A 15712-nucleotide genomic window follows, 5' to 3' on the forward strand; every position below is an offset into this window, starting at 1 on the left:
TCGGGCAGCCCTGTGATGCCGTCGCGGGTGTGCCGTGCGATCCAGCGGCGCACGGTGACCGGCTCGTAGTGCAGCAGCTCGGCGATCTCGGGCGCGCTCATTCCGGATGCGGACAGCAGGACGATGACGATTCGGGCGGCGACTCGGCATGGTCCGTGTAGCGCGGTGACCAGTTCGAGGTGCTGGGCAGGGGTCAGATCGGCGTAGACATGCGCTGGGCGCATACTGGTGAAGGCCTCGTTGTGGTGGGTTCAGGTGTGGTAACCGAATCCAACACGACGAGGCTCTTCACGTTCCCGGCAAGGTCAACTCTCGCGAGTTACAGACACAACTTCTGGCAACAGGCTTAGAGATAGCCCTCGGACGGACCGGGTCCGCGCCGCCGCATCGCCTTGTCGTACAGCTGGGGAGCGAACTTCACCATCAGCACGGCCGCCAGGTTCGTCAGGAACACCATCACGGTGTAGGCGAAGCACACGATCACCAGCCACGTCGGCAGCCGGGTGAACACGCCGACGAACAGGCAGGTGAACGGCAGCAGGACGCCGAGTGCGTTCAACACCACCAGGTCGACCAGCATCGACCGGATCGCCCGCGCGAAGCCCTGCTCGATGCCAGGGTCGGGATCGTCCACGAGGTCGGCCGGATGGCGCGGCAACCCGCTGATCAACGCACCGGCCGCTACGGTCAGGAAGATCGTGAACAGCACGGCGGCCGTGGACAGGAACTGCGTCGCGTCGGTAGCTCGCACAAATCCCCCAGATGCCCGGCGCCCAGGCGGGCGCCGGGCACTGCGATCTGCAGTCCACGAAGTGCACGCCGCCGTCGACGAAGAGTATCGAACCGGTGTTGGCGGGGAACCAGTCGGACAGCAGGCCGCACAGGCACCCGCGGCTATCAGGACCTCGTCCAGATCGACGAGTGGTTTTCCACGTCACTGGTCGGCATCCGCGCGACTGGTGCGCGCTCCGTGGTGCGGCCTCGGGCGAAGTCGAGCCAGGTGTTGCGGCCCCGAGCGTCTTGAACGCGAGCTGACCCGGCAATCGGTCTTGAGGACCAGGCATCACAACGCCCGGCTCGCGGCTCAACGGTCCGGCGCAGAGTTATGGCACTCCACACGCTCGCCGCGGTCTCCACCCGTTGCGAGAGGCTTCGACGCGCGCCGCGAACAATGCCGCTCAGCAGGAGGAAGCCTCACGCGCTCGAACTCGGTGATCGTCGCCAAATCCCAGAAGGTTCTCGCAGGCCAGATTCTGAGAGAACTCTCTTGTGATCGGGCGGTAACGGTCTCCACCGTCGGAACGACTTCAGTTCGTACTGCGGCAATGTCCTCGTGGAGGGAGAGACCTGAGCATCCGCAGGGGTTGTCCGGGCCGCTCGCCTGCCTCAGATCTGCGACTGGCGGATGGTGGCGGAACGCATCAGCGGCGGGAAGAGCAATGGTGCGGTTCCCCTGCGGTAGAGCGCGGCCGGTCGGCCGATCTCCGGAACCCTGCGCTCGCCCGTGGGCACGAGGAAGTTCTCCGCTCCGGTTACTTTGCGGCGGAAGTTGCTCGGGTCGAGCGAGAACCCCCACACCACCTCGTACACCCGGCGGAGATCACTTATGGAAAATGGCTCGGTGCAGAAAGCAGCGGCAACGGTCGTGTATTCCAGGTGAGAGCGCGCCAATTCGAGGGCCTCGCGCAGGATCACGGCGTGGTCGAAGGCGAGGTCGTCGAAGTCCACCGATTCCACCGGCACCCAGCTCGCCGCCCGGGCGTCGGTGCCCGCCACCGGGGTCGACAGGTTCGGGACCAGGGCCAGGTACGCCACCGTGATCACCCGGCCGCGCGGGTCACGGCCGGGATCACCGTAGGTCTTCAGCTGTTCCAGGTGCAGTCGCCGTCCGTCGAGCCCGGTCTCCTCGCTCAGTTCGCGCAGCGCCGTCTCGTTCAGCGTCTCCCCGTCGCGGACGTAGCCGCCGGGCAGTGCGGGTCTGCCGATGAACGGCTCCTTGCCTCGCTCCACCAGCAGTACCTGCAGCCGGTCGGCCTTGATCGTGAAGATCACCAGGTCGACCGTCACGGCGACGCCGGTGGCGTGCCGCCGTGGGGGAACTTCACTGATCACGACCTCACCATACCCCCTAATGGTCGGATTGACCTGAACTCCGGCAACACTTATGGTCAGGATGACCCATAGTCCGGAGGTGGCGACATGGGCAGCGCTTCGACAGCGCCCGGCACGGTGCTCGACGGTCAGCTGAACACAGCTACCCGGCGTCTGTGCGCTGGCGTTTATCTCAACCGGCACTTCCTCGATCTGGTCGTCCGCGGAGTGCACAACGACTCCCGGCATCGGGTGGCGCCGTCCTACGGGTTCGATCTCGTCCCGGTGCTTGAGCACGCCCGGCGGGCGTGGGTGCTGCGCACCGTGCACCAGATGTGCACGTTCGCGGTGTTCACGGCCGGGCTGCTCACCGACGTCACGGCGACCGTGCTGGCCGGGTGTGCCATCGCGGCGATGCCACTGGTGGCGAGCTTGTCCAGTGCGTTCCTGAAAGCGGTGAAGCTCAAGGGGCGTTCGCTGAGTCTGAAATGGCGCGGCAAGGGGGTACCGGCCAAGGAGGAACAAGCGCTGAAGGAACAGGTTCACCGGTTCTTCCTGAATCTCGGCGGTTGCGCGATGCTCGCTGCCGGCGTGGTTTTCATCGCCGATCACGCACGCACTTCTCTGTCGACCTCGCTACCGCAGGGCGCCGTTCTGCTTTCGGTGACGGCTGTGCTCGTGGCCGCCGCGGGCGTGGTCCGGCAACTCGCCGTGAACCGGTTGCATTGTGCCGAGAACCTCCGTCCCGCCCGCCTGTCCAAGCGATCAGAAGTGGTCGACGTGCAACAGACCAGCGCATTGGTGGTGTACGGCCATCGCTATTCGACCTATGGCACTCCGAGTCCCTTTCTGGGTAGTGGAATCGTGCACCGGTGGCCGCAGTGGTCGATTCAGCTGGTGCGCGACGAGGCCAGAAACACCGATTTCATCACGAGCGATGAACCACGTTTCGACGCCGCGGAGTTGATGCAGTTCCTCCGGAAGAATGCCACCGAGCTGGGCAGATCGCACGAAGGACCAGGACTGCCGGGCCTGCATGTGCGAGATCGGCTGTTCATAGTGCAGGAGAAGGTGTTGTCGGCCCAGCACCTGCTGGTCACCGAACCGACGTCCGACGAGATGGACGAGATCACCAACGATCCGAACAGCCCTCTTCAGCACTACCTGGAAGTCAGCGTCAGCAGGACGGGTGAAGTGGTGAGCACGCTGTTCATCGGCCTGGCGTTGCGAGCACGCACGCTGAACGTCGACTTCGCGCTCGGCATGCTCACGAGCCTGCCGTACGAGTTCCTCTCCGTGGACGCCCATCGGGAGAACGGCGTTGGCGCGGTCTTCCGCTCGGCGTTGCGCGCGGTGCGCGACCTTCCTCGCGAGGCCGGCGATGCGTGGCGGCTCTTCGTCGCGCCCTGGGTGGTGGCCCGCGCGCTGTACGCCCGGCGGGACCGAGCCCTGATTCCGAAGCGGAACAAGGGCATCGGTCCGCGCTTCAGCATTCGCCAGGAGATCGAACGGTACGACCGGAGCCGGGACGTCGCGTTCGACCGCCGGGAGATCGAGGAGAACAAGAACGTCGTCCTCAACACCCTGCTCGACTCCATCATCGAGTTCCTCAAGGCGAAGGGGATGGATGTCTCCGCGGTCAAGGGACAGGTCACCACCATCATCAACGCCAACGTCTTCAGCTCCGGGGAACTCAAGATTGACAACTCGGCGGTCGGCCCGAACGCCCAGGTGAACCAGCCGAACCCGGACAACCCGGGGAACAAGCCAGGAGCAGAGGCATGAACACGAGCGTCAACGTCAACGGGCCGATGTTCGTCGGTGGGAAGGTCAGAATCAGCGGCTCGGCGATCGGCCCCCACGCGTCGGTCAACGCGGCGCCCGGCCTGGCCGGAAGGCCGGAGCTCGCCCATCAGGTCGGAGTGATCACCATGACCGCGGATGAGACCCGCGCCGTCCGCGGGGTGCTCGAACTGGCGCCGCTCGACGACAGGTTTCACGCCGGCGAGCGTTTCACCCGCATCGTGGCGGTGCAGACACACGGCCAGGGGCAAGGTGCGGCGATGGACGCGGCACAGAGGCTGGTCGAGCGTTTCTCCCCGAAGGTGCTGGTGCTGGTCGGTATCGCCGGTGGCATCGATCCGGGCCAACGGATCGGTGACGTCGTGGTCGCCACCAAGGTCGTCGGCTACGACCTGCACAAGGAGACACCGGCGGGCACGCAGCGCCGGGGCCGGTACTGGGAAGCGCCGGCGACTGCCGGGCACGCCGTCGGCGAGTTCTTCTCCGCACGGGGTGAGCCCGCTGAGTTTCACGGTTTCGTGGCGCGGTCCGGCCTGATCGGCTCTGGGAACGGCGTCATCGCGCGCGGTGACGCGGAGGTCCTCAAGTACTTGCGGGGATTCAACGACAAGACGATGGCCGTGGACATGGAGGCCGACGGGCTGGGCCAGTTCTGCCACGAGAACGGTTCCTCGCCGTGGGTCGTCGTCCGGGGAATCTCGGATCTCGCCGACGAGCAGAAGAACGACGACGCCCAGCCGCTGGCGGCGGCACACGCCGCCATCGTGGTCCGCGAGCTGATTCCCTACCTGGTCGGGTGAGACGACGTGGCCGACTTCGTCATGGGTGTCGTCAGCTCGCTCGCCGCGACCGCCCTCACCGTCGCGAGCGGGTGGGTGCTCTCCAAACGGCTCCGGTGTGTGCTGACCGCTATGTTCTCGCGACTCGCGGGCTTACCGGTGCGGCGGGTGTACGAGCGGCAGGAGCTCGCCAGCCCGGATCTGGCGCGCGACCTGGCCAACGCCCAGTGGATCCGCGTTCTGACGGGCCGCGGGAACGAGCTGACCCGCGACACGTTCAAACCCGTGTGGACGGGCGGGATGCGGCCTCCCCAGTTCATCGAGGTCCTGCTGCCCGATCTGCGGTGTGGCCCGGACTCGTGGGTCGCCCGGCGCGAAGAGGACGTGCGGCGCGCGGACCCGACCTTCTCGACCGGGTTCCTGGCTGAACAGGTCCGCACGAACACGCATTTCGTGACAGCCGCGGCCCGCCGACACGGCAACGTGGCGCTGCGCTTCTACGACCTCCCGCACACACACCGGGTGATCGTCACCAACGAGGTGGCTTACCTGACGCTGTACGGCGGATCGGTGCACGGACGTCATTCGCCGTGCGTCGCTGCCCGGCGGCCCGGGCTGGTCTACGACCTCGCTCTGTCGCTGTTCAACTCGGCGTGGGAGCAAAGCGAGCCGGATGACCGCACCGATGGTTGAGCGGCCGGGGATCAGGACGCGCGAACGACGGCCGTCGACTTCCTCGCCGCGCGCAAGGCCTTGTCTGGCAATGCTGAGACGGTCTCCGCGAAGGACATCGGCACGACAGTGACCGTGTCGATCACCGGAGCGGCTTCAGGAGATCCACCATGTTCAAAAGATCACTGACGCTCGCCTGTGCGGCGAGCCCCGTCCTCACCGCGAGCGGTGTCGCGGTCGCGGACACCGAAGGCCCGGCGGGGGAGGTCACCTCGACCTCAACGGCCTATGAAGCCAAGCTCGTCAGGCCGGCTGAACCGTTTCCCGTCCGTCCGTGCGGTCGACGCCGGCGTGGCGCAGAACGACATGCGTGCCGCGGACTTGGCAGCAGGCCGCCGAACGCCGAGGCACGGCCACGGGCGCTGGAGAAAGACCAGCCACAGATGATCACCTCCCGTGCGGTCGGCAACGGCCGCTTGATCCGACGTACGCGCTTGTCGAAGCGCCGGCCTCGTGAGCGCCGAGGCCGTGGCCGAACACTTGCTTGAGGTCGCCGTTCTGAGGCCTGTCGTGCCTTACATCGAACGGGTACCGTCGGGGGCGCTGAGCCCCGCGGTGATGCTGCTGCTCGTCGCCGTCCTTGCGATGTCGTTGACCCGCTCTGGCTTCCGCCCGATCACAGGATCCGCGGCGTCGTCAACCGGTTGTTCGACCCACACCGTCCAGCGGACGGCGCTGATAGTTTGGGGCCGTGCCGCCGCGGACCGCTGCCGGACAGCGAGCGGGTCCGAGGTGCGGCGCTACTTCAGCTCAGCCGGACCAGCGGCTCGAACAGGAAGAACAAGTCCTTTGTGGAAGCTCAGAACGGCTGTACTCGCTCTTGGCGTCACGGCTGCGGTCGCCGGGGGCACCCCCGCCGCCCAGGCCGCGGTCACCTGGCAGGCCTTCGACAAGAACTGCGTGACCGTCATCGGACTCGGCGGCGCGATCGCCGGTTCGGTCTGCGCGCAGGTGCAGAAGCGCGTCACCGACACCGGTTCGATCAGCGGTTACCGCGCCAGGGTCATCGTCACCCCCGCCGAGGGCCACTCGTTGAAGCCGACCACCTACACCTGGAGCTCGGACGGCGCCACGAACCAGATCTGCACGGGCGGCTGCGCCCCGCAGACCTCCGAGTGGACCTCGGCGTGGACTCCGGTCAAGACCTCCTCCGGGACCTACACCGCCAGGGGTGAGGTCTCCGGCAGCACCATCTTCTCCGTCTCCGCCTCCTGGAGCGACTGGACGCAGATCGCCAAGAAGTGCGTCAGCGAGGCCGCCGGCAAGCTCTGCGTCTACCGGCATGAACGCGGATACCGGGACATCTACGAGGAGCGTGCCAAGCTGACGGTCGCGCCGTCCGCCGGCAACTGGCTGGAGCCGCGGTGGGTCCGGGTCGGCATCGTCTCGGACGGCGTCGACAGCCACAAGACCCGCGACCTCTGCGACCCGTCCTGCACCCGGCGCACCGTCACCTGGTCGGCCACCGTGAGCCGGAACATCGGCAACATCGGCAGCACTTACCAGCTCTACGCGTCCGCCCAGGTCGCCCTGCCCTCCGGGGACGTCGAACTGATCAAGGCATCGCTGTCCGGCTGACCTGATCAACGTGGCCTCGGAGGAGCTGGCCCGGGCGGCAGGGGCTGAGGGGTCCTGCTGGGACGGCGGGCCCCGCTTCGGAGCCCGCCGTCAGCTCATCACGTCAGAGCGAGCGAACTCGGCCTGTTGTTCCAGTTCTGCGAGCCGAAGCAGGTCCGCATGTCAGAGCAGTCCCTGCCGACCAGCGAGAGGAAGCTCTGCGGCGGGCCGAAGCTGGGGCCGTCCCAGAACCGCACCCGGCAGTCGTCGAGGGTGACCCACGAACTGATCCTGTCGTCCAGGAAAATGCGGGGGTACTTCTTGTTCAGCTCGTTGTCGTACGCCGTGGTGCACGTGGTGCTCGACACGAAGAGCTCGACGTCACCGGTGTAGTTGAAGCCGTCGTAGGCAACGAGAACAGTGATCTCCGCGCTTGCGGCACGCTGGGCTTCCTGACTGCTGGAGTAGCAGTCCCGCTGCCCGGACGCCAGGTCCGTGACGCAGTACCGCGCCTCGTCCGCCGACGCCGCCGCGGTACTGGTGAACATCGCCAGCAGGACGAACAGTCCCGCCAGTAGTTGTTTCGTGCGCATCTTGCGTTTCCTCCCCTTGAGGTGTTGACGACGGGAACGATGCGGGTGAGGTCGTGAGGATCTCTTGCAGGGTTTCTGCATTGCGCTGGTCAAGGGGGCATTGGCGTGGCGATTGTGCGTTTGCTGGGGGAAGTGGGCGTTGAGGTCGACGGGCAGCCGGTGGATCTGGGCGCGCCGAGACAGCGGTGCGTGCTGCCCGGCGTGACGATCGAGCGCCGGTCCGGCGGCTACGTCCTGCTCACCCCGGCGGTGGACCTGCATCTGTTCCGCGCACTCCGCACCGCCGATGTCGCCGGCGACGATGAACGGGGCCGGCTGCTGGTCGAGGCGTTGGGGCACTGGCGAGGGCAGGCCCTGACCGGGGTCGACGGGGAGTGGGCCGAGGCCGAACGCGAGCGGCTGGCGCGGGAGTGGCTGACCGCGCAGCACGATCTGACCGACGTGCGGCTGCGGCTTGGCCAGGGTGGTGACCTGGTGGTCGAGCTGGCGGCGCGGGCCGCCGAACACCCGCTCGACGAACGCGTCGCGGGCCAGTACGTGCTGGCCCTGCACCAGATCGGGCGCACCGCGGACGCGTTGGAACACTGTCGACGACTACGGGAAAGGCTCGTCGAGGAGTTGGGCACCGATCCTGGTGCGGCGCTGCAGGACCTGCATCGGCGGATTCTGGCCGCCGATCCCGCGTTGTCCGCGAGACCGCCGGCGTCAACGGTGGTGACGCCCGCCCAGCTGCCGTCGGCACCTGGTTTCTTCACCGGCCGCGTGTCCCAGTTGGCCGAACTCGACCGTGCGCTGACCGTGCCGCTGGGCGAAAGCCGATGTGTGGCAACAGGTTCACGACGCACTGCGTGACCTGGTCCGCCTCACGCCGGACGGGATCCACTACCCACCGCCGCGATCGTGGATTTCCACACAGTGCGCGGCGCCGGGCCCTCACCGGCGTTGTCGACGCCGCCGCACCAGGACGACCGCCCCGACCGCGAGCCCGGCCAGCACAACGCCGCTCAGCACCACCAGTGTCACCTCGGCGGTGGACGGGCCTCGGACGTACCGCGTCTGGACCACCACCGCCCGGTACGTCTCGTCCCCGGCCGCCGGGGTGAGGTGGATGTCGTCGGTGACCTCCTCCGGGTCGACCCGCGCGTCGTAGCGGGTCAGGAACCGGCGCTCGGTCACCAGCTTCGCCAGCTCCGGATGCTCGTCGAGCGTGCCGGGCGTCAGCCAACCGGCGAAGGTCAGGTCGGGCTCGCTGTCGCCGGGGGTGGGGTCGGTGACGTCCATCCTGTGGTCGGCGAGCACGTACAGCCGCAGCGGTTGGCTGCGCTTGGCGGCGGCCGACAACCGCATCGGGTAGACCGGCTCGTCGGTGGCGAAGCTGATCCGCATCGGCGGCAACCCGTCGTCGAAGGTCTCCTGCGCCGCCTCCGGCCGCAGGTGCACCGCGATGACCAGCCAGCCCTCGGCCAGGTACGGGCCGAGGTGCCTGGCGAGGTCAGGGGGCAGGACGAAGTCCTTGGCGGTGAGCCAGTCGCTGACCGCGCGGTCGTCGGTGCCGGTCAGCTGGGCCAGCTCGTAGGGCCCGACCTCGACGTGGTCGACGACCGTGACCTCGCCGCCTGGTGCCTCGACGCCACCGGCTCCGTTGCCGTCGATCTCCTTCTCGCGATACTCGACCCTGGGCCTGCTCACCTCGTCCAGGTCGGTGAACAACGCAGCGTCGGCGATGGCGAACTCGGCCCGGCTCGGCACCGGCATGAGGAACGCCACCGAGTCCGACGTGGTGTCGGCGGTGATGTTCACCGTGACGTGCTCGGTCGGGCCATCCAGCTCGACCAGCGCGGTCTCCCGCACCGGCGTCAGGTCGTCGGCGATCGCCGCTCCGCACGCACAGGCGTTCGCCACGCCCGGCCCGACCAACACCGCCCCGATTCCACCGAGCACGGTGAGCAGGGTGAGCAGCCAGCGTGCCGGCGCGAGAAGTCGCATGGTTGCTCAGAGTGCACCAACACTCTCGCGGTTCACGCCGTGACCAATCCGTTGTGACAGGCAGACGGGAGCAATCGTGCGGTGCTGGAAGTTTGCTCGGGCGACATCGCCTGCACGTAAGCGCCTTGTCTCGGCGGGCTCGGCGGTGGTGGCTGCCTCTGCGGCAAGGGACTCTGGACCAGCCCGAGCACCATCGAATCCGTCAGCCCTTGCCGGCGTCGCCCTTGCCCTTGCCTTTGTCCTTGCCGGGCTTGGCTTTGTTGTCCTCGCCCTTGTCGTCGTCCTCCGCGTCACGGCGTGGCGGCTCGGCTTGGGCGGGAACGATCACGGGCGCCATGGTGGGCTGCGGGGTCGAGACGGCTGGAGCGGAGGTCGTGTTGCCGGAGGGCGGCTCCGCGCTCGTGCTGGCCGGCGGTGCGGATTCGGCGGGGGGAGCCTGATTCAGCAGTGCTGTGGTGATGCCGGCGGTGGTGAGCGCCACGAGCACTGCCGAGGCGGCCAGCAGCCGGACCGGCCGACGTGGACGAACAGGTGATCCGGCGGTGGTCGGTGCCTCGTCGGGATGCTGCAGGGCGTGTGCGCACTGGGCGGCTGTGGGGCGGCGACGTGGTGAAAGTGAAGTCATCAGGGTGAGCAGGCGTCTGAGGTCTTCAGGTAGTGCGTCGGGGATGGCCGGCTGGCGGTGCAGGCGTGCGACGGCGGCCTCGATCTCGCTGCCCTGGTACTCCCGCTGGCCGGTGAGGCATTCGAGCAGTACGAGGCCGAGCGCGTAGATGTCCACCGCGTAGTGGATCTCTTCGCCGCGTACCTGTTCGGGGGCGAGGTAGGCGGCGGTGCCGACCAGCTGGTCCGCTCTGGTGAGCCGGGTGGCGCCGATGAGTCTGGCCAGGCCGAAGTCGGCCAGGTGGGGTCTGTCCTGGTGGTCGAGCAGGACGTTCGACGGTTTGATGTCACGGTGCACGACCCCATGGGCGTGCACGTACGCCAGCGCGTCGGCCAGTTCCGCGCCGAGGCGGCGGACCTCCTCGGCCGGTAGCGGACCGTCCACGACGCGGTCGCGCAGAGTGCGTCCCTCGACGAGCTGCAGAACGACGAACGGTGAGTCATCGGCCGTTGCCGCATCGTGCACGTGCACCAGTCCCGGATGGGACAACGACGCCAGGGTGCGGATCTCGTTCTCGAAACGCTTGTCGTCCGCGGCGTCCGATCCAGGCCGGAACAGCTTGACCGCGACGTGCCGCCGCAGACGCGTGTCCCACGCGCGGTACACGTCCGCCATGCCACCGGCGCCCAGCAACTCGCCCACCTCGTAGCGTCCGGCGAGCAGCCGGTCCTGCGCGAAGACGGACATGACGGCCTTCCCTCGACGGTTTCAGATGCCATCCGGATGCCCGTTCGAGGTGGAGGCGAATCGCTCATCGACGAAGCGGAGGAGCTGGTGCGTCGAGGCATCCTCACGAACATACGAAGCGGCTGGCCGTGCTGGTCACGTCGTGGCGGCGTGACGAGCATGGGCGCGGCCCAGGTGGCGTAGGGCGCGCCCGGCCGCGTGGTATCCGCTCATGGCGTGCACTCCCGTCCCAGGTGGCGTGGCGGCGGAGCACAGGTACACGCCGGGCACGCCGGTGTCGTAGGGGTGGAAGGTCAGGAGCGGGCGGAACACCAGCTGGAACGGGTAGTTGGCCCCGGTGAGGATGTTGCCGCCGACGTAGTTCGGGTTGCCCCGAGCCAGCTCGGCGGGATTCTTGGCGGAGAAAGCCATGACCTTCGCCGCGAAGCCGGGGGCGAAGCGTTCGATCTGGTCGATGATCGCTGTGGTGGCGTCACCGGTGTAACCGTGCGGGACGTGCGCGTACGCCCACACGGGATGCACGTCATCCGCTGATCGGCTCGGGTCGGCGAGGTACTGCTGTCCGACGAGGACGAACGGTGCGGCCGGCATCCTGCCCTGGTGGACGTCACGGGCGGTGCGCAGCATTTCGTCCGGGTCACCGCCTCGCCCTAGGCCTGTCGCTCGGCGGCACGGTGACCCGGCGAACACGGCATCGGACGGCTCAAACGCGACTGGCTCGCCCGCGAGATCGGTGAGGTAGGTCTGGCCGTCCACCGATCGGTCAAGCAGGCGCTCGACCCACACGGCGTCCTCAACCCCGGAGCCGTCTTCCACTGACGGGCACACCCCTCACTCTCCACCCGCACAACGGAACCAGGCGTCGCGCTGACCGACGCCGGTCTCGGCATGGCCGCGTTGCGACAGGTGTTCGCCAAGTACTCGCCGGCCATCGAGATCCGGCAGGGGGAGAACGGCGCGCCGAGCACCGCGGGTTCGGTCGGTGCCTTCGGGCAGGACACGTTCACCGAGTACAGCCAGACCTCGCACAACCTGCGGCGGATCATCGGTGACCTGGGCGTGGGCATCAGCACGGAACTCCTTGGCACCGTTGACCTGTGGTACCGGTGGACACCGAGCAGCGCGCCCCAGATCAACTCCAAGGGACTCGTCGCGGCCACCTCGGATCTCAAGGCGACCTACACGAAGCGGTCGTACTACGGCGTGCAGAACGTGGCGCCCTGTTCGACGACACCCTGCGCCCGGTGACACGGCTGGAGGCGTCCAACGACATCAAGACGAAGTCACCGATCCAGGGCTTCGACTTCACCACCACGGGCAACGGCGCCCGGACCGTCACGGCGCGGGCGTTCGAGAAGAACGGCTCCGGCCAGCAGGCGGTCGCACTGTGGTTCGGCGGCGACCCCGCGCAGCAACCCCGCTACGACAGCACCGGCAAGGAGATCGACATCGCCGCCCGGCCCGATCGCGTGCCGAACGAGAACCGCGCCACCAAGTCCGTCACGGTGACCTTCGCCGACGCGAAGATGAGCAACCTCGCCTGGTCGACCTCACCACCGGCACCGTCTACCGGATTCCGCCGAGCGCCGTGTCCCGGCACGGCAGTTCTCTCACCATCACCGGCGTGCCCATCGGCAACACACCCGTCGTGATCGCCGACCGCTCGATCACCGGCAGTTGACGGACCCGGTGCCGGGAGGGAGATCCCTTCCGGCGCCGGAGTCACACATCTCGCCGGATGGCGATCGCAAGGGACAGTCTGTGCCGGTCGAAAAGGACCTGGGTCGGCAAAAGTATGCCCGGCCCCTCAACACGAGGCTCCGTCCGTCGCTGCGGCGACGGCCCCGCGACAAGTCCTCGGCGAGTTGACCGACTACCTCGCCAGTGCCGCCCAGGTCGCCAGCGAGGTGTTCGGCCCGACGCAGCGAACTCCGCTTGCGGTGGAACTAGGCGCCGAGGGAACCGGTGGCGGCACAGCGACTCGGCCGTCACCGGATCGACCTCACGACAAGCGCCACAGTGTGCTCAGCACCCCGACGAGCTCGGCTTGGCGATCTTCCAGCACCGCCGGTGTCCACTCGGGAGTGCCGTGGATCCCGATGGTGAGGGCGAACGGCGGCATCTCGTTCTTCACCTTGAAGTACTTGTTCTTCTTGATCTCGAACTCGTAGTTGCTCGCTTGGGTGTTCTTCCTGCGGTTGAGCAACGCGAGGTTCGCCAGGCGATGGACCCAGTACGCGCGTTCGTCGTCGGAGAACCACTGCCGCCACTGGCTGTCCTTCGCAGGAGACTGGGGCAGGACGTGCTCGACGGTGACCAAAGGATGATCGTAGGTCGCCTCACCCGTTGAGAGCACCGAGTCCAGGCGAAGCAACAGGTAGAGGCGTATCCGGCTGACCGTGTAGATCTCGCTGTTCAGGCATGTCAGCGTCTGCGCGCGTTCGAAGATGTCGAGCTGCAGCGGTGAGTCCTCAGCGCTCAGGTCGTCTCCTGCCTCGATCGCCTCCAGGACGCGGCCGTAGCGCTCGATGCGTCGGGTGACGTCGACACGGCGCAGGAACATGCTCGCGGCCAGCCGGTCCAGGTCGGTGACGAAGCGGTGAAGTGCGGCTGTGTCGACGTCGGTGCGGCTGAAGTAGCTGATGGCAGGCGGGACCCAGTCGGTGTTGTCCAGCTTGGTCAGCCACCGCAGCAGGTTGTTGACGCCGTCGGCTCCCCAGGGCGCCTTGTAGTCGGCCCTCGTGACGATCTCATAGGCGTTCGACAGCGGGACCAGGACTTCGTCGATGAACTTCGTGGGGTCCGGCACCTTCCTGAGCACCGAGGAGCGGAACTCCTTGAGGATCGTCTCGCGTGCCTTGGTCTTCGCGTAGACCATCCTGATGTGTGAGAACAGCTCCCTGAAGTCCTCGCGTCCCAGGTCGTCCTCTTCGGACTCCCACTTCTGCATGTACTTCTCTTGTACCGGTTCGGGAATCTCGCCGATGATCTCGGACTTGAGGATGTCGGCGTGGGAGAGGTCGAGGCCGCGTTCGTTGAGGACGGTGAAGATCCGGTACGCGGAGTCGAAGTCCTGGGTGGAGACGACGACCAAGTAGGTCCGCTGATGGATGAACGACGCCAGGCGGTGGCAGTCGTTCTGGGAGAGGTCCGCGAGCCGATCGAGGAACAGCAGTGTGTTGTGCACCAGATTGCGCTGGCTGTCCGGCAGCGATTCCTTCGCGAAGGAGGACAGTTGCTCGATGCCCACGCGTTCCTGGACGTGCTTCTCGAAGAACCCGTGGTCGCGCTCGCGCAGGGTCAACCGCGGTTGGTCCACGGTGCCCTTCATCTTGTTGCCCTTCTGGAAGAGCGTCAGTTCGACCGATACCGCGAACTCGTCGTCCACGTGCAGCCGCAGCGCCGCGAGCAGCAGAGTCAGCGTGGTCAGCCGCTGTTGCCCGTCCACCACCTCGGACTGGGCGTTGCCGTCTGCCTTGACGAGCACGATGCTGCCGAGGAAGTAGGGGTCCGCGTCGGCTGGTGACCGACCGGCGGTCGACGCCGCCAGCAGGTCGTCGAACATCTCGCCGGCCTGCTCCGTGGTCCAGGCGTACGGACGCTGGTACCGGGGGATGACGAAGCGGTACTCGTCGCTGAAGACGTCCCCGATCGGGCGTTCGGCTGCCTGGATCTTCGTGCTGGCCATCGGCTTCCTCTGCTCGGCGTACGGGGCTGGTTCGGCGCGCGTGACGCGCTTTGCCGTTGGCACATCGCTGCTCGGCACCCAGATGTTTCCTGTTCGGCGTGGCCATTTTTTGTCCTTGAATTCGCCTAACGCTTCGCCGAAACCGAACGATGAGAGGTCCGAACAGCCGAGTGGAGGAGGAGTGGTGAGCACGGTGATCGGGTCTGATCCCGACCAGCTGGACCAGTTGGCGGTGACGATGGCCGCCTGCGCCGACCGGTTGGACGGGGTTCGCGCCGAGCTCTCGCACGTGCTCGTCAGCTCGCCTTGGCAGGGTGGCGACGCCGAGGACTTCCGCTGGCAGTGGGGGCATCATCTCGCCGGGATGCTGCAGGGTGCTTCGACCGCGTTTCGCGAGGCAGGCGGGCAGGTGCGGGTCAACGCCGCCCAGCAGCGCCTGGCCAGCGCGGACGACGGCGGAGGTGTGAACGCGCCGTTCTCCGGCCGGGCAGGTGGTGGAGGAGGCGGTGGCGGTGGCTGGCCGGAAGACGGCGGGCTGCTGGGCGTCGCCGCAGGGTTCGGCGCGTGGGCGTTGCAGGCGCTCGGCCACGCGTCCGGTGTCGCCGACCTGGTCAAGACCGCGCATCACGGTCTGCTCGGCAAGGGGTGGCCGAAGGGCGCCGCCGATCAGATCGTGAAGTTCGGGGATGCTCTGCGCGCCGGTGACTCAGCGCCGTTGAGGACCGCTGGGAAGCTCCTGGGCAAGATCGCGATACCTGTCGGAATGGCGACCACCGCGATCGACGCGGCGGAGTTCTTCCAGGAACACGAGAAGGATCCTCGCAGCGCGGCGACGTTCTCCGCCGGTGTCTCGACGGTGCTCGGTGTGGCAGGAGTCGCTGCCGGTGTCACCGGTGCGGTGGCGTTGGCAGTGGGCGCTGCGCCGGTAGTGGCCGGTGCGGCCGTGGTGGGCGTCGGACTGTTCGCGGGCAGTGCCGCGTGGGACTGCATCGAGGAGCACACCGGGTTCGACGAGTGGATGAACGATCGGTTGTGGGATCTGAACGACGGCGTCAGCAACGTGGCTGCGAACGTGCGCGACGGGGTCGGCGACATCATCAACGGCGGGCTCAACGCCGTGCTCGGACGTTAG

At 67.4% G+C, this 15712-nt stretch carries 16 protein-coding genes and 1 pseudogene; 9 read left to right on the forward strand and 8 right to left on the reverse strand.

Annotated elements, in window-relative coordinates:
* From LX88_RS39035 to LX88_RS39045, 3 genes are all read right to left on the reverse strand, one after another.
* Positions 1 to 224 (reverse strand): helix-turn-helix domain-containing protein (locus LX88_RS39035; RefSeq protein ID WP_258952780.1); only part of this gene is annotated, 224 nt, incomplete at its 3' end.
* A 122-nt stretch (positions 225 to 346) separates the two neighbouring features.
* A complete protein-coding gene (locus LX88_RS39040; RefSeq protein ID WP_258952781.1) occupies positions 347 to 751 on the reverse strand; it encodes a hypothetical protein in 405 nt (134 codons plus the stop codon).
* A 635-nt stretch (positions 752 to 1386) separates the two neighbouring features.
* Complete coding sequence (locus LX88_RS39045) at positions 1387 to 2112, reverse strand: NUDIX hydrolase (protein ID WP_258952782.1); 726 nt, start codon at positions 2110 to 2112, stop codon at positions 1387 to 1389.
* Between the two features lie 87 nt (positions 2113 to 2199).
* Between LX88_RS39045 and LX88_RS39050 the strand changes: the two genes are divergently transcribed.
* From LX88_RS39050 to LX88_RS39065, 4 genes are all read left to right on the forward strand, one after another.
* Entirely contained in the window at positions 2200 to 3876 is a 1677-nt protein-coding gene (locus LX88_RS39050) for an AbeC-like domain-containing protein (protein WP_258952783.1), read from the forward strand.
* Entirely contained in the window at positions 3873 to 4694 is an 822-nt protein-coding gene (locus LX88_RS39055; protein WP_258952784.1) for a 5'-methylthioadenosine/S-adenosylhomocysteine nucleosidase family protein, read from the forward strand. The genes LX88_RS39050 and LX88_RS39055 overlap by 4 nt, the downstream gene beginning before the upstream one ends.
* Before the next feature lie 6 nt (positions 4695 to 4700).
* On the forward strand, positions 4701 to 5366 hold the full coding sequence (locus tag LX88_RS39060; protein WP_258952785.1) for a hypothetical protein: 666 nt from the start codon (positions 4701 to 4703) through the stop codon (positions 5364 to 5366).
* A gap of 828 nt (positions 5367 to 6194) precedes the next feature.
* Positions 6195 to 6983 carry a hypothetical protein gene (locus LX88_RS39065; RefSeq protein ID WP_258952786.1) on the forward strand — a complete coding sequence of 263 codons (789 nt, stop codon included), beginning with the start codon at positions 6195 to 6197 and terminating at the stop codon, positions 6981 to 6983.
* Positions 6984 to 7081: 98 nt separating this feature from the next.
* On the opposite strand, the gene LX88_RS39070 is transcribed toward LX88_RS39065, so the two are convergent.
* The gene (locus LX88_RS39070; protein WP_258952787.1) at positions 7082 to 7555 is read right to left on the reverse strand and encodes a hypothetical protein; all 474 of its coding nucleotides are present in this window, start codon (positions 7553 to 7555) and stop codon (positions 7082 to 7084) included.
* A 105-nt stretch (positions 7556 to 7660) separates the two neighbouring features.
* Here LX88_RS39070 and LX88_RS39075 point away from each other — a divergent pair, with 105 nt between their 5' ends.
* Positions 7661 to 8407, forward strand: coding sequence for an AfsR/SARP family transcriptional regulator (locus tag LX88_RS39075; protein ID WP_258952788.1), 747 nt, complete (start codon positions 7661 to 7663; stop codon positions 8405 to 8407).
* Between the two features lie 81 nt (positions 8408 to 8488).
* Here the strand turns inward: LX88_RS39075 and LX88_RS39080 are convergent, their stop codons facing one another.
* From LX88_RS39080 to LX88_RS39090, 3 genes are all read right to left on the reverse strand, one after another.
* The gene (locus LX88_RS39080; protein ID WP_258952789.1) at positions 8489 to 9541 is read right to left on the reverse strand and encodes a DUF2330 domain-containing protein; all 1053 of its coding nucleotides are present in this window, start codon (positions 9539 to 9541) and stop codon (positions 8489 to 8491) included.
* Positions 9542 to 9743: 202 nt separating this feature from the next.
* Complete coding sequence (locus LX88_RS39085) at positions 9744 to 10892, reverse strand: serine/threonine-protein kinase (RefSeq protein WP_258952790.1); 1149 nt, start codon at positions 10890 to 10892, stop codon at positions 9744 to 9746.
* Positions 10893 to 11027: 135 nt separating this feature from the next.
* Positions 11028 to 11519, reverse strand: a complete 492-nt coding sequence (locus LX88_RS39090; RefSeq protein WP_258952914.1) for a phytoene desaturase family protein — start codon at positions 11517 to 11519, stop codon at positions 11028 to 11030.
* A gap of 17 nt (positions 11520 to 11536) precedes the next feature.
* On the opposite strand from LX88_RS39090, the pseudogene LX88_RS39095 reads away from it, so the two are divergent.
* The 3 genes and pseudogenes from LX88_RS39095 to LX88_RS39105 form a co-directional block, all read left to right on the forward strand.
* Positions 11537 to 11711, forward strand: a pseudogene (locus LX88_RS39095) (FAD-linked oxidase C-terminal domain-containing protein); the annotation flags it as partial.
* 69 nt (positions 11712 to 11780) lie between these two features.
* On the forward strand, positions 11781 to 12140 hold the full coding sequence (locus tag LX88_RS39100; RefSeq protein ID WP_258952791.1) for a hypothetical protein: 360 nt from the start codon (positions 11781 to 11783) through the stop codon (positions 12138 to 12140).
* Positions 12137 to 12544: a hypothetical protein gene (locus LX88_RS39105; RefSeq protein WP_258952792.1), complete on the forward strand. Its 408-nt coding sequence runs from the start codon at positions 12137 to 12139 to the stop codon at positions 12542 to 12544. Before LX88_RS39100 ends, LX88_RS39105 begins: the two co-directional genes overlap by 4 nt.
* A gap of 350 nt (positions 12545 to 12894) precedes the next feature.
* On the opposite strand, the gene LX88_RS39110 is transcribed toward LX88_RS39105, so the two are convergent.
* The gene (locus tag LX88_RS39110) at positions 12895 to 14580 is read right to left on the reverse strand and encodes a DUF262 domain-containing protein (RefSeq protein ID WP_258952793.1); all 1686 of its coding nucleotides are present in this window, start codon (positions 14578 to 14580) and stop codon (positions 12895 to 12897) included.
* Positions 14581 to 14764: 184 nt separating this feature from the next.
* Here LX88_RS39110 and LX88_RS39115 point away from each other — a divergent pair, with 184 nt between their 5' ends.
* A complete protein-coding gene (locus LX88_RS39115) occupies positions 14765 to 15712 on the forward strand; it encodes a hypothetical protein (RefSeq protein ID WP_258952794.1) in 948 nt (315 codons plus the stop codon).

The sequence above is a fragment of the Lentzea californiensis genome (genome assembly GCF_024648825.1).
GTDB classification, from domain to species: Bacteria; Actinomycetota; Actinomycetes; order Mycobacteriales; family Pseudonocardiaceae; genus Lentzea; species Lentzea californiensis.